13 protein-coding genes and 2 tRNA genes are annotated in these 13211 nt (G+C 62.9%); 8 read left to right on the forward strand and 7 right to left on the reverse strand.

Features of this window, described 5'->3' with window-relative positions:
- Positions 1 to 33: 33 nt before the first annotated feature.
- A complete protein-coding gene (locus tag F600_RS0113865) occupies positions 34 to 1263 on the reverse strand; it encodes an acyl-CoA dehydrogenase family protein (RefSeq protein ID WP_018161221.1) in 1230 nt (409 codons plus the stop codon).
- A 78-nt stretch (positions 1264 to 1341) separates the two neighbouring features.
- Between F600_RS0113865 and F600_RS0113870 the strand changes: the two genes are divergently transcribed.
- Positions 1342 to 1929, forward strand: coding sequence for a TetR/AcrR family transcriptional regulator (locus F600_RS0113870; protein ID WP_018161222.1), 588 nt, complete (start codon positions 1342 to 1344; stop codon positions 1927 to 1929).
- 30 nt (positions 1930 to 1959) lie between these two features.
- Here F600_RS0113870 and F600_RS0113875 read toward each other — a convergent pair.
- A tRNA-Gly gene (locus tag F600_RS0113875) sits at positions 1960 to 2033 on the reverse strand.
- Between the two features lie 157 nt (positions 2034 to 2190).
- On the opposite strand from F600_RS0113875, the gene F600_RS0113880 reads away from it, so the two are divergent.
- The 5 genes from F600_RS0113880 to clpX all read left to right on the forward strand — a co-directional run bounded on the left by F600_RS0113880 (position 2191) and on the right by clpX (position 6673).
- Positions 2191 to 2267, forward strand: a tRNA-Pro gene (locus F600_RS0113880).
- Between the two features lie 63 nt (positions 2268 to 2330).
- Positions 2331 to 3680: a trigger factor gene (tig, locus tag F600_RS0113885; protein ID WP_018161223.1), complete on the forward strand. Its 1350-nt coding sequence runs from the start codon at positions 2331 to 2333 to the stop codon at positions 3678 to 3680.
- Between the two features lie 204 nt (positions 3681 to 3884).
- Entirely contained in the window at positions 3885 to 4463 is a 579-nt protein-coding gene (locus tag F600_RS0113890) for an ATP-dependent Clp protease proteolytic subunit (protein WP_018161224.1), read from the forward strand.
- Between the two features lie 114 nt (positions 4464 to 4577).
- Positions 4578 to 5198: an ATP-dependent Clp protease proteolytic subunit gene (locus F600_RS0113895; RefSeq protein ID WP_174523572.1), complete on the forward strand. Its 621-nt coding sequence runs from the start codon at positions 4578 to 4580 to the stop codon at positions 5196 to 5198.
- A gap of 194 nt (positions 5199 to 5392) precedes the next feature.
- A complete protein-coding gene (gene clpX / locus F600_RS0113900) occupies positions 5393 to 6673 on the forward strand; it encodes an ATP-dependent Clp protease ATP-binding subunit ClpX (RefSeq protein ID WP_018161226.1) in 1281 nt (426 codons plus the stop codon).
- 80 nt (positions 6674 to 6753) lie between these two features.
- Here the strand turns inward: clpX and F600_RS0113905 are convergent, their stop codons facing one another.
- The 3 genes from F600_RS0113905 to F600_RS0113915 form a co-directional block, all read right to left on the reverse strand.
- Positions 6754 to 7257, reverse strand: a complete 504-nt coding sequence (locus F600_RS0113905; RefSeq protein ID WP_018161227.1) for a hypothetical protein — start codon at positions 7255 to 7257, stop codon at positions 6754 to 6756.
- Positions 7258 to 7269: 12 nt separating this feature from the next.
- Positions 7270 to 7584 (reverse strand): hypothetical protein, encoded by a 315-nt coding sequence (locus F600_RS0113910; RefSeq protein WP_018161228.1) that lies wholly within the window; start codon positions 7582 to 7584, stop codon positions 7270 to 7272.
- Positions 7585 to 7686: 102 nt separating this feature from the next.
- Positions 7687 to 7932: a hypothetical protein gene (locus F600_RS0113915; RefSeq protein WP_156024589.1), complete on the reverse strand. Its 246-nt coding sequence runs from the start codon at positions 7930 to 7932 to the stop codon at positions 7687 to 7689.
- Between the two features lie 159 nt (positions 7933 to 8091).
- Between F600_RS0113915 and F600_RS0113920 the strand changes: the two genes are divergently transcribed.
- Entirely contained in the window at positions 8092 to 9141 is a 1050-nt protein-coding gene (locus F600_RS0113920) for an LLM class flavin-dependent oxidoreductase (protein ID WP_018161230.1), read from the forward strand.
- A gap of 25 nt (positions 9142 to 9166) precedes the next feature.
- Positions 9167 to 10168 carry a pirin family protein gene (locus F600_RS0113925; RefSeq protein WP_018161231.1) on the forward strand — a complete coding sequence of 334 codons (1002 nt, stop codon included), beginning with the start codon at positions 9167 to 9169 and terminating at the stop codon, positions 10166 to 10168.
- On the opposite strand, the gene fdhD is transcribed toward F600_RS0113925, so the two are convergent.
- Positions 10165 to 10974 (reverse strand): formate dehydrogenase accessory sulfurtransferase FdhD, encoded by an 810-nt coding sequence (gene fdhD, locus F600_RS0113930; protein WP_018161232.1) that lies wholly within the window; start codon positions 10972 to 10974, stop codon positions 10165 to 10167. The two genes, F600_RS0113925 and fdhD, sit on opposite strands and share 4 nt — an antisense overlap.
- Positions 10974 to 13208 (reverse strand): FdhF/YdeP family oxidoreductase, encoded by a 2235-nt coding sequence (locus tag F600_RS0113935; protein ID WP_026306528.1) that lies wholly within the window; start codon positions 13206 to 13208, stop codon positions 10974 to 10976. The genes fdhD and F600_RS0113935 overlap by 1 nt, the downstream gene beginning before the upstream one ends.
- Positions 13209 to 13211: the final 3 nt, after the last annotated feature.

A 13211-nucleotide genomic window follows, 5' to 3' on the forward strand; every position in this document is an offset into this window, starting at 1 on the left:
CACAAAGTGCACGAATCGGACAGTCAGGCGTTTTCAGCCCGTGATCTCCCGACCAATCAGCCGTCGCGCGATGATCCACTGCTGGAGTTCGTTGGCGCCTTCGAAGATCTCGAGGATCTTGGCATCGCGGTACATCTCCTCGAGTCGGAAGGTTTCGCCGGTCTCGCCGACCTCCCGCGAGAAGCCTGCTGCGCCGTGAATCTGAATGGCTTCCCGGACGAGGTCGTTGGCCAGGCGGGTGCCGTAGGCCTTGGCCATCGCGGCCTCTGGTTCGGCGGTGGCGTCACCGGTGTCGAGAAGCATCGCTGCCTTTTGATAGAGGCTGCGTGCGCATTCGATTTCCGTTGCGCGTTGGGCCATCTGGAACTGCCAGTGCTGCATCGCGCCGAGTGGCTTGCCGAAGACGTGGCGGGTCTGGAGGCGGTGGACCGCAAGGTCGAGCGCAGCCTGTGCGACCCCGACGCCGGCCGCGCCGATGCCGATGCGTCCACGTACCAATGCGGACAACGCGACGGACATGCCACGACCCGGTTCACCGAGAACGTTCTCTGCCGGGACATGGACATTCTCGAGGACGATGTCGGCAGTGATCTGACCGCGGTGACCCATCTTGCGGTCCGGGGTACCGATCCGCACGCCAGGACTCGTCAGGTCGATGAGCAGCATGTGCGCGCGCGTGCCGTCGCGGCCCGCCCGCACCAGCATCGACACCCAGCCGGCGACCACGCTGTTGGTGATCCACCGCTTGCGGCCGTTGACGATGTATCCGCCGTCGGCCTCTTCGGCGTACGTGCCGAGTCGCTCAGCGGTGAGGTCCGAACTTGTATCGGGTTCCGTGGTGGCGAAGGCAAACGCCTGCGTGCCCGACACCAGATCAGGAATGAGTCGTTCGCGAAGTGCCGGGCTCGCGTGACGCAGGGTGGCTGGGACGAGGATGCACTGGCCGTCGTATACGCCCGCGATCGAGGACGACTCGTAGGCGATCTCTTCGGTGACAGTGCAGGTCCCGAGCATCGGATACTCCAGTCCGGCGCCGAACTCGGATGTGAACGGGACGCCAAACAGTCCGTCGGAGGCGAGTCCGCGGAAGGCCTCCCAGCAGAAACTGTCGGCTGTTTCCTCGCGTGACCCGATGTCGCGTGCCCACGGAGCGAGATGCCGACTCACCGACGCACGAGCCCGCGCGCGGAGTTCGACCGTCTCCTTCGGCAGGAAAACGTCGTGTGACATGCGGTCTTGGGTACGGGGGATCGGTGTGGCCATGGCGGCACTCCTCAGAATCGGACGATCGTTCGAATTTATGATAATCGAACAGTCGTCCGATTCGATAGAGTCATTTGCGTGGAGAGCAGCGATACCAAGGCCGCGCGGACTCGGCGACGCATCCTGGACGTGTCCGCCCGAGAGTTCGCCGAACATGGATACGGGGGCGCGAGTCTGCGTCGAATTGCCGCCGCGGCGCAGCTTCAAGTCGGCAGTCTGTATTTCCATTTCCGCACGAAGGATGAGCTGGTTGCCGCGACGCTCATCGACTGCATTGAGTCCGCGCGAGCGGCCGTGAAGAACGCAATCGACGCGGTTCCGCCCGAGGCGTCAGCGGCTGATCGGCTCCGGGCTGCGATCCGCGGTCATCTTGACGCGCTGCACGCGAGCGACGACCGTGCCGCTGCCATCGTCCGGATGGTCGAGACGCTGCCGCCGGACCTGCGTGCCGAGCAGGTTCCGCACGAGCGGCGTTTTGCCCAGGTGTGGAACGAGGCGTTGGAGCGAGGGCGGCGTGCCGGCGTGGTGCGTACGGACATCAACCCGCGGATTCTCCGCGACCTCGTGATTGGGGCGTTGAACAGCACGTCGACCAACAATCCGGCGGCGAACAAGGACTTTGCGGCGATCACCGAGGCGATGCTGAAGTTGATCCGGCCGGAGTGAGACTTCTCGGCCCTGATCTGCGAAGATAGATGGAGCGGGTGACGGGAATCGAACCCGCACAATCAGCTTGGAAGGCTGAGATTCTACCATTGAACTACACCCGCAAGGCACGCGGCATCTGAGGGATCGCCACTGTTGCCGTGTGCGAGATCGACTGTACATAACCGTCCGGCGAAAGTGGAAACCGGATTCCCGCGAGTCGAGACACCAGCCCGGTTACCGGTCCAGGCAAGGATCGTGCAAAGATTCTTGGGGCATTAACGGGGTGTAGCGCAGCTTGGTAGCGCATCCGCTTTGGGAGCGGAGGGTCGCAGGTTCAAATCCTGTCACCCCGACCAGAAACATCGTCGACAGCCGGTCAACCGGCAGGCAGATCCAGTACGTCACATGAGGAGCATTCGGTGAAGAGCACCGTCGAGCAGCTGAGCCCCACTCGCGTCCGCATCAACGTCGAGGTGCCGTTCGAGGAGCTGAAGCCCGAGTTCGACAAGGCTTACAAGGCGCTCGCACAGCAGTTCCGCATCCCGGGCTTCCGTCCGGGCAAGGCTCCGGCGCGCATCATCGAGGCCCGCGTCGGCCGCGGCCCGATTCTCGAGCAGGTCGTCAACGACGTGATCCCGAACCGCTACAGCCAGGCCGTCACCGAGGGTGACGTCAAGGTCCTCGGCCAGCCGGACATCGAGATCACCAAGATCGAGGACGGCGAGCTCCTCGAGTTCACCGCCGAGGTCGACATCCGCCCGGAGATCACCCTCCCGGACTACTCCGAGGTCACCGTCACGGTGGACCCGCTGACCGTCACCGACGAGGACGTCGAGGAGGCGCTGACCAACCTGCGTCGTCGCTTCGGCTCGATCGTCGCCACCGAGCGCGGTGCCACCAAGGGTGACATCGTCACGATCGACCTGTCGGCCACCGTCGACGGCGAGGACGTGCCGGAGGCGGCCACCGAGGGCATGTCGCACGAGGTCGGTTCGGACCAGCTCATCGACGGCCTCGACGAGGCGCTCGAGGGTCTCGCGGCAGGCGAGTCGAAGGAGTTCACCACCAAGCTTCTCGCGGGCGACCACGCCGGCCAGGAAGCCACCGTGACCGTCACCGTCGGCACCGTCAAGGAGCGTCAGCTTCCCGAGGCCGACGACGACTTCGCTCAGGAAGCCAGCGAGTTCGACACGATCGACGAGCTCAAGGCAGATCTGCGCACCCGTACCGAGCAGTCGAAGAAGATGGCTCAGGTCGGTCAGATCCGCGAGAAGGTCGTCGACCACCTCCTCGAGACCCTCGACATCCCGGTCCCGGAGGCTGTCGTCAAGGCCGAGACCGACGAGCAGATCCACAACCTGGTGCACCAGTTCGAGCACAACGACGAGCTGCTGAACCAGCTCCTCGAGGGCCAGGGCAAGACTCGTGAGAGCTGGGAGGCCGAGGTTCGCGAGGGCGCCGAGCGCGCCGTCAAGATCCAGCTCCTGCTCGACGCCATCGCTGAGGCCGAGGGCACCCAGGTCAGCCAGGACGAGCTCACCACCCGCATCCTCATGCAGGCGCAGCGCTTCGGAATGAAGCCTGAGGAGTACATCGCGGAGATCCAGAAGGCTAACCAGCTCGGTGCGGTCTTCGCCGACGTGCGCCGCGGAAAGGCTCTCCAGCAGGTCATCGAGCGCGTCACTGTCACCGACACCGACGGCAATGTGGTGGACCTCGCTGCAGAGGCCTCTTCGGAGGACGAAACGCAGGCCGAAGAGGCCGAGTAAAGCCTGCTGACCAAGTAGGTTTGCGGAAGAACTCGTTCCGCTCTAAGCGAAGTGAGGCGGTGCCGGGATTCCGGTGCCGCCTCATCTGGTTAATGTGTGTATCGAGGCGGTGCTTCTACAAGCACCTCAAGGCTTTTGAACAGCCTCAATCAGCTCCATGGAAGAAGGCGGGTATCGGTGTCCAGTAACAGCTTGTCCAGCCGGATGACCTCGGCGGCCTCGGGCCTCAACCTGAGCGATTCCGTGTATGAGCGCCTTCTGCGGGAGCGCATCATCTTCCTCGGCACTCAGGTCGATGACGATATCGCGAACAAGCTCTGCGCCCAGCTCCTGCTGCTGTCGGCAGAAGACTCCGAGCGCGACATCGCGCTCTACGTCAACTCCCCGGGCGGCTCGGTCACGGCCGGAATGGCCATCTTCGACACGATGGAATTCGTGCCGTGTGATGTCGCCACCTACGGCATGGGCCTCGCCGCTTCGATGGGCCAGTTCCTGCTCACTGCGGGAACGAAGGGTAAGCGTTTCGCGCTGCCGCACGCGCGAATCATGATGCACCAGCCCTCGGCTGGCATTGGTGGTACCGCGGCGGACATCGCGATCATGGCTGAGCAGTTCGCGCACACCAAGCGTGAGTTGACGGCTCTCAACGCACAGCACACCGGTCGTACCTACGAGGAGATCGAGACCGACTCCGACCGCGACCGCTGGTTCACCGCAAAGGAAGCTCTCGAGTACGGCTTCGTCGACCACGTCATCAGCCGGGCGCCCAAGGGCGCGCTCTAACCGCCACCTGGTCCGCGAATCCCCACAGACTTTGGAGTAAAGATGACCAACCTCTACGACCCCCGTCAGCTGACCGGCGCCGACGTTCAGAGTGCCGCGCTCCGCACCGCCGGCATGATGCCGCAGTCGCGCTACATCCTTCCGTCGTTCGTCGAGCACTCGAGCTACGGCATCAAGGAGTCGAACCCGTACAACAAGCTGTTCGAGGAGCGCATCATCTTCCTCGGCGTGCAGGTTGACGACGCCTCGGCCAACGACGTGATGGCTCAGCTGCTCGTTCTCGAGTCCCTCGACCCGGACCGCGACATCACGATGTACATCAACTCGCCTGGTGGTTCGTTCACCTCACTCATGGCGATCTACGACACCATGCAGTACGTCCGCGCTGATGTCGCGACTGTCTGCCTCGGTCAGGCTGCATCCGCCGCTGCGATCCTGCTCGCTGCCGGTACCCCCGGCAAGCGTGCTTGCCTCCCGAACGCTCGCGTGCTGATCCACCAGCCGTCGGTGTCGGGTGGCATTCAGGGGCAGGTTTCGGACCTCGAGATTCAGGCAGCCGAGATCGAGCGCATGCGTCGACTCATGGAGGTGACCCTCGCAATCCACACCGGCAAGACTCCGGAGCAGGTTCGCAAGGACACCGACCGCGACAAGATCCTCACCGCCGCAGAGGCGAAGGATTACGGAATTGTGGACACGGTTTTCGAATATCGGAAGCTTTCGGCACGAAAGTAACGCGTGTGACCCCTGGGTCACGTGTTGTACACGTTCCGGCGTGGTTCCGCGACACAGCGTTTGACAGGCCGCAAGCTGTGTCGGCGCTGCTGATTCGGTGGCATGATGGGGCAAACGACGAGGAGTTTTCTTTGTCACGTTGACGCGTGACTAAAAGGAATTACGTCGCTAACAGGAAGTGGGAACCGAACAAGATGGCACGCATCGGTGACGGTGGCGACCTGCTGAAGTGCTCTTTCTGCGGGAAAAGCCAAAAGCAGGTCAAGAAGCTCATTGCTGGTCCGGGTGTGTACATCTGTGACGAATGCATCGACCTGTGCAACGAAATCATTGAGGAGGAGCTCGCGGAGTCGAGCGACGTCAAACTCGATGAACTTCCCAAGCCCAGCGAGATCCGTGACTTCCTCGAGAACTACGTCATCGGTCAGGACACTGCGAAGCGCACGCTCGCGGTTGCTGTCTACAACCACTACAAGCGCATCCAGGCTGGCGAGAAGACTCGCGACAGCCGGGGTGAGCAGGTTGAACTGATGAAGTCCAACATCCTGATGCTCGGCCCGACCGGCTGTGGCAAGACCTACCTCGCGCAGACACTCGCCAAGATGCTGAACGTTCCGTTCGCCATCGCGGATGCCACCGCGCTGACCGAAGCCGGATACGTCGGAGAGGATGTCGAGAACATCCTGCTCAAGCTCATCCAGGCTGCCGACTACGACGTCAAGCGCGCCGAAACCGGCATCATCTACATCGATGAGGTCGACAAGATCGCCCGCAAGAGCGAGAACCCTTCCATCACCCGTGACGTTTCGGGCGAGGGTGTTCAGCAGGCGCTGCTGAAGATCCTCGAAGGCACCCAGGCAAGTGTTCCGCCGCAGGGTGGACGCAAGCACCCGCACCAGGAGTTCATCCAGATCGACACGACGAACGTTCTGTTCATCGTGGCGGGTGCGTTCGCCGGCCTCGAGAAGATCGTCTCGGATCGAATTGGCAAGCGCGGCCTCGGATTCGGTGCCGAAGTCCATTCGCGCGCCGACATCGAGACTGCGGACAAGTTCGCCGATGTCATGCCTGAGGATCTGATCAAGTTCGGTCTGATCCCCGAGTTCATCGGTCGTCTCCCGGTCGTCGCGTCGGTCACGAACCTGGACAAGGAATCGCTCGTCAAGATTCTGTCGGAGCCGAAGAACGCGCTGGTCAAGCAGTACGTTCGACTCTTCGAGATGGATGGCGTCGAGCTCGAGTTCACGCAGGACGCGCTTGAGGCGGTTGCCGACCAGGCAATCCACCGTGGCACGGGTGCTCGTGGTCTCCGCGCGATCATGGAGGAAGTTCTTCTTCCGGTCATGTACGACATCCCGAGCCGCGACGATGTCGCCAAGGTCGTCGTCACCAAGGACACCGTCCTGCACAACGTCCTTCCGACGATCGTGCCGCGCAAGCGTGAGAATCGCGAGCGTCGCGACAAGTCGGCGTAACAAGCTCAGCGAAATCGGCCGCACACCCGAACGGGTGTGCGGCCGATTTTCGTTGTGGCTCTTGCGATCCGAGGATTCCCTCAGACCCGGGAAAGAGCGAATTTCGCTCTCATGCTGGGGTGGTTGAGCTTCGCCTGAAGTCGGCGCAGTCGACGGCGGCGAAGGACAAATCCGAACATCGCGAGCGCAGCCAGGGAAAGCAGTACGGCAGCTGCACGCCAATCGGCGAAGATCAGCGCGAGCGAACCGAGCACTGCGAGCACGGACACCGCGAATGCGGCGCTCTTTGTGTTCGCCTTGTCGTCGGAATGAATCCAGGTGGCCCATGTGGTGATGTCACCCGACACTCCACGACCTCGGAGTGCGCGCGTGTAGCGGACTCTCGAATCCCAGTCGCCGCGTTGGCGCTGTCCGCGTTCGAGTGAGGTCAGGACTCCGGACACGATTACGGCGAGGAACAGTGAGCGCCCAAAATTCAGGTCCTGGTGAGCGAGTGCATTGAACCCGATGTAGACCACGGTGGCCACGGTCGCGAAATAGAGAAAATACGCGGTGAGGGGCAGTCGTACGAGGAAGGCATTCATCGAGGTCGTGCCCTATACCGCGTGAATCAGCCGGTCGAGCAACCGCAGCTGCTGCCGGCGTTCGACGAAGGTGACGACGTTCGAAGCGGCGAGCAGGAGCAGTCCGCAGGCGGCCACCATCGGTCCGTTCAGAGCCACCGCCACGCCGAGGAGAACGAGAAGCGGAATCGCTAGCGACGCGACCGCGATGTTTAACGTGCGATCGCGGGCAATCCACGCCGAAAAGCGGGATACGTCGCCGGAGACCTCGCCGCGCGTAAGGGCATGTCGATAACGGGCGCGGGCGTCCTGAATGGCACGACGGCGCAGTGACTTCTCGACAGTCATGGCGACTCCTTCGATGGAACTGTTGGTGCATCTCTATTGAAAAGCTGGCTGGCGCAGTGAAATAGCAACCCAAGGGTTGAAGGATCGCCACCTCCGCGAGAACTACGAAGAACGACGTATGAGCGCCCAGGCTCCGTACGCCGCCATTGCGACCGCGAGAAAGATCAAGAATGGCCAGCCGACTCTGAATACGGCGAATCCCACTCGGAAAATCGACACCCAGACTTCCTCGTTGGAGAGAACATGGCCGAGTTTCACGATTCCGGCGGTCATTAGGGCTAGGACTCCGCCGGCGGTGGCGAGGCGTTGCTTTTTGTTGCCCAGGAACGGTTCAGTCGCGTCGGACATCGGACGTACTTCCTTCTTGAAGTGTTGAGTCCCTTCCATTGGGCGATCGATTTCGGGTCGAAGATAGCTACCCCAGGGTGGAGAACGAGCACCCCGGCATCGATGGAAATACATCCAGTCGCACATTGGTTGATAAGGCAACAAGCGGAGGAGTCAGGCATGGAATTGCAGTTCGGTCTGGATACGTTCGGCTCGATCACCGAAGATGTGGATGGTCGCCGGCTGACCCATGCGCAGGTCATTCGAAACACGGTTGACCAAGCCGTGCTCGCTGATGAGGTCGGCGTTGACGCGTTCGGGATCGGTGAGCACCACCGAAACGACTTTGCCGTTTCGGCACCGGACCTGCTGCTCGCCGCGGCCGCCTCGCGCACACAGCGCATCAAGCTCGGCACTGCGGTCACCGTGCTCAGTTCCGACGATCCGATCCGCGTCTACGAGCGATTCGCGACGCTCGACGCGCTCTCGAATGGGCGGTCGGAAGTGACACTAGGGCGCGGCTCGTTCACGGAGTCCTTCCCGCTGTTCGGCTACGACCTCGCCGACTACGAAACCTTGTTCAACGAGAAGCTCGACCTGTTCGATGCACTGCGAAGCGAAAAGCGGCTCAGCTGGTCGGGGACGATTCGTGAGCCACTCGTCGACACGGAGGTCTTCCCGAAGACCGAGAAGGGCACTCTCGATGTCTGGATCGGTGTGGGTGGCACACCGCAATCCGTTGTTCGCGCTGCCCGGTACCGCATGCCGCTCATGATCGCCTCGATCGGCGGCGACCCGAAGCGCTTCGCGGCCTACGTCGAGTTCTACGAGCGGGCGCTCCGTGAGTCCGGTGGTCAGAAGCTGCCCGTGGGTATGCACTCACCGGGTTTCCTCCACAACGACGACCAGGTCGCGCGCGATCTCGCGTTCAAACACTCGAAGGAAATGCGCGACCGCATCGGGCGCGAGCGCGGGTGGGCTCCGATGACGCGCGATGAATTTGAGCACGAGGTCGACTACGGCTCCACTTTCGTGGGTACTCCTGAAACGGTTGCGCGAAAGATTGCCGACACCGTAGCCGCCACCGGAATCAGCCGTTTCGACCTCAAGTACGACTCCGGCTCGATGCCGCATGAGCTACTGCTCGAGAGCATCCGCCTCTATGGCACTGAGGTCATCCCGCGTGTTCGTGAACTCCTCGCGACGCGCTCGGAATCGGCTGCATCCTGACCTACGTGAAGGGAAGAATCGACCCGTGAGTAATCAGGATGCGAACCCAGAGGAATTGGTCTGTCGCGAGGGCGACGGGCAAGCGATCGAGATCCTGACGCCGCGGGAGGTTCCGCTCGGCGGGCTGCGCGCGAAGAAGGTGCGGCGCACGCTTCCACAGCGCGACCGGTCATTCATCGGGGCCTGGTGCTTCGCCGACCACTACGGGCCGGACGACATCGAACACGGCAATGCGATGGCCCTCGGCCAGCATCCGCACACCGGACTACAGACGGTGAGTTGGCTGTTCAGCGGCCGAATCGACCACGCCGACAGCGCTGGATTCACCCAGACGGTGCTGCCGGGCCAGGTGAACCTGATGACCGCGGGCAAGGGAATCAGCCACTCCGAATTCTCCGACACTTCGCACGGTGACTTCACGCTGTGGGGTGCGCAGCTGTGGGTGGCGTTGCCAAACCACGCCCGGTTCACCGAACCCACCCTCGTCCACTACGAGCCACCCGCGGTGACGGGCGACGGGTGGACCGCGAAGGTGTTCATCGGGTCTCTTCTCGGGTCATCGTCTCCCGTGCCAACCCACACTCCGCTGCTGGGCGCGGAAATCGTGTTGGCGGCTGGGGGAGAGATCGAGATCGACGTCGACCCCGAGTTCGAGCACGGGCTTCTCGTCGATCACGGCGTGATCGAAGCCGACGGCTGCGAAGTGAAGGCAGCTGAGCTGGCCTTCATTCCGGTCGGCCGCACGACGATCCGGATCGCCAGCACCGACGGTGCGCGCTTGCTGGTGCTGGGCGGCACGCCATTCGGTGAGTCGATCGTCATGTGGTGGAACTTCGTCGCCCGAACCCACGATGAGATCGTTCAATACCGCGCGGAGTGGCAGGACCAGATCACCAAGGGCGGTCAGATCGTCCCCGAGAGCCGAGCGATGAGGCCCGGCCGTTTCGGCATCGTGCCTACGGCGACCGAGCCACCGATTCCGGCGCCCGAGATGCCGAAGAATGTGCGGTTGAAGGAGCGGCGCTAGTTCACTCGGTCGGGGTGCGTGTACACGTTCATCGAGTGTCCGCGCACGAACCCGACGACCGTGACGCCGGATTCCTCGGCGAGTTCGACTGCGAGCGACGACGGTGCGGACACTGCGGCGAGCAACGGAATCCCAGCGAGAGCGGCCTTCTGAACGAGCTCAAACGAAGCTCGGCTGCTGACGACCAGCACTGAATCATGGAGGGGGAGAAGCTCTTCCTGAATCGCCCAGCCGATGACCTTGTCGACGGCGTTGTGGCGACCGATGTCCTCACGCGCGGCCAGCAGAGTCCCGGTGCTGGTGAACAGAGCGGCCGCATGGAGGCCGCCCGTGGTCGCGAAGACCTTCTGGCGCTTTGGCAGTCCGGCAACGATCTCTGCGAGAAGTCCGGCGCTGATCGTCAGGTTCGAGCTGGACGGGTCGTGAACGGACGCCCGACGCAGCTGTTCCAGCGAGCTCGTGCCGCAGACCCCACAAGCACTGTTGGTGAGCAGATTGTGGGGGCGCAACGGCGCTTCGGACGCAAGGTCGATGTCCAGAACGTTGTAGGTGTTCTGCCCGTTCTCGTCGGTCCCGGCGCAGTAGCGCGCGACAGAGATGTCGGAGCGAGTCGCGATGACGTTTTCGCTGAACAGCAGGCCGTGCACCAGGTCGATGTCGTTTCCCGGCGTCCGCATGGTGACCGAGAACTGTTGTCCGTTGACGCGGATCTCGAGCGGTTCCTCGACGGCAAGGTTCTCCATCCGCACTCGATCGGCGTCGGCGGAGATGTGCCGAACCTTCCGGCGAACCGTGAGTCGGCCCATCAGCGCGACTTCTCGAGCCGAATGATGACGGCCTTGGACGCTGGAGTATTCGAGCGTTTGGCCACGTGGTCGAGCGGGATCAGCGGGTTCGTTTCCGGGTAGTACGCCGCCGCATTGCCAGGTGGGGTCGAGTACGCGACGATGCGGAAACCCTCTGCTCGGCGTTCGGTGCCGTTCCACTCGGACACCAGATCGACCGTGTCGCCGTCTGAATGTCCAAGGGCGGCAATGTCTTCGGGGTTGACGAAGATGACCCGACGTCCACCCTTCACACCGCGGTAGCGATCGTCGAGGCCGTAAATCGTGGTGTTGAACTGGTCGTGGCTGCGGAGTGTCTGCAGGACGAGGCGGCCCGCGGGAGTCGGGACCCAGTGCAGGTCGTTGACGGCGAAGTTCGCGCGTCCGGTGCCGGTATGGAATTCGCGGCTGTCGCGCGGCGGATGGGGGAGCAGGAACCCGTCGCGTGCGCGGACCCGCTGGTTGTAGTCGTCGAAACCGGGGACGACTTTCTCGATCGAATCGCGGATGAGGTCGTAGTTGCGCGCGAACTGTCCCCACGCCACCGGATGCTCGGGCCCGAAGACCCGCTGCGCCAGTTCGCAGACGATTGCTACTTCGCTGCGGAGCTCGGGGCTTGCCGGTGCGAGCCGTCCGGTCGAGAGGTGGACCATCGACATCGAATCCTCGACCGATACGTGCTGCTTGACGCCATCTTGTACGTCGAGGTCGGTCCGGCCGAGGCTCGGCAGAATGAGTGCGGTCTTTCCCGTGATGGTGTGGCTGTGATTGAGCTTGGTCGACACCTGAACCGTCAGCGCACAGTTACGGAGCGCCTCAGCGGTGACCTCGGAATCCGGCGTTGCCTCGGCGAAGTTGCCGCCCATCGCCATGAACACCTTGACTTTTCCGTCGCGCATCGCGCGGATCGCGTTTACGGTGTCGTATCCGTGGGGGCGCGGGGACGCGATTCCGAACTCCTGGTCGAGCGCCGCGAGGAACCATTCCGGCATCTGCTCGAAGATGCCCATCGTCCGGTCGCCCTGCACGTTCGAATGCCCGCGTACCGGGCACAATCCAGCGCCCGGTTTGCCGATCATCCCGCGCAGAAGCAGGAGATTGGTGGCTTCCTCGATCGTGGCGACGGCATGCTCGTGCTGAGTCAGGCCCATGGCCCAGCAGATGACGATCCGCTCCGCGGAAGCCATTGCGTGCGCAGTGGATTCGATTTGTGCGAGCGTCAGGCCGGTGGCTTCGACAACGGTGTCGAGATCGACCGCGGAGATGTGATCAGCCCATTCGGCATAACCTGCGCAGTGCTGCTCGATGAATTCGCGGTCTTCGGCGCCGGCCTCGACGAGGAGACGGCCCAAACCCTGGAACAACGCCAGGTCGCCGCCGATGCGGATCTGCAGAAAGTCATCCGCCAGAGGCTGAGCATGTCCGGCCAGGCCAGTGATCTTCTGTGGGTCGGCGAACGCGCGAAGTCCGGCTTCCGGCAGCGGGTTGATCGCGATGATTCGGGCGCCGTTGCGCTTGGCTGCGGCGAGCGTCGTCAGCATTCGGGGGTGATTGGTGCCTGGGTTCTGACCGGCAACGATCACGAGGTCCGCGGTCTCGACGTCTTCGATCGTCACCGAGCCCTTGCCGATTCCGATCGACGCGTTCAGGGCGGTGCCAGACGATTCGTGGCACATGTTCGAGCAGTCGGGCAGATTGTTGGTGCCGAGGCTGCGTGCGAGAAGTTGGTAGAGGAACGCGGCTTCGTTCGACGTGCGTCCGGACGTGTAGAAGACCGCCTCGTTGGGTTCGCACTCCCAGAGATGCTGGGCGATCAGGTCGTAGGCGTCGTCCCAGCTGATGGGTTCGTAGTGTTCGGCTCCGGGCTGCCGGACCGTGGGGTGGGTGAGTCGACCGCGTTGGCCGAGCCAATGGCCCGTCTGGCTCGCGAGGTCGGCAACCGAATACTCGGCGAAGAACTCTGGTCCGACGCGCTTCGTGGTCGCTTCCTCTGCCACGGCTTTTGCACCGTTCTCGCAGAACTCCGCATGCCGGCGGTCTTTCGGTTCACCCCACGCGCAGCCGGGGCAGTCGAAGCCGTCCGATTGGTTGATTCGGTAGAGCGTCTGGGCAGTTCGACGGACCCCCATCTCGCGAAAGGTGCGCCTCAATGTCACCAGGACAGCGGGTAAGCCGGCAGCTTTTGACTTCGGCTTCGACACTTTTACTCGTGGCATGCA

The organism is Smaragdicoccus niigatensis DSM 44881 = NBRC 103563 (genome assembly GCF_000380645.1).
Taxonomy (GTDB): domain Bacteria; phylum Actinomycetota; class Actinomycetes; order Mycobacteriales; family Mycobacteriaceae; genus Smaragdicoccus; species Smaragdicoccus niigatensis.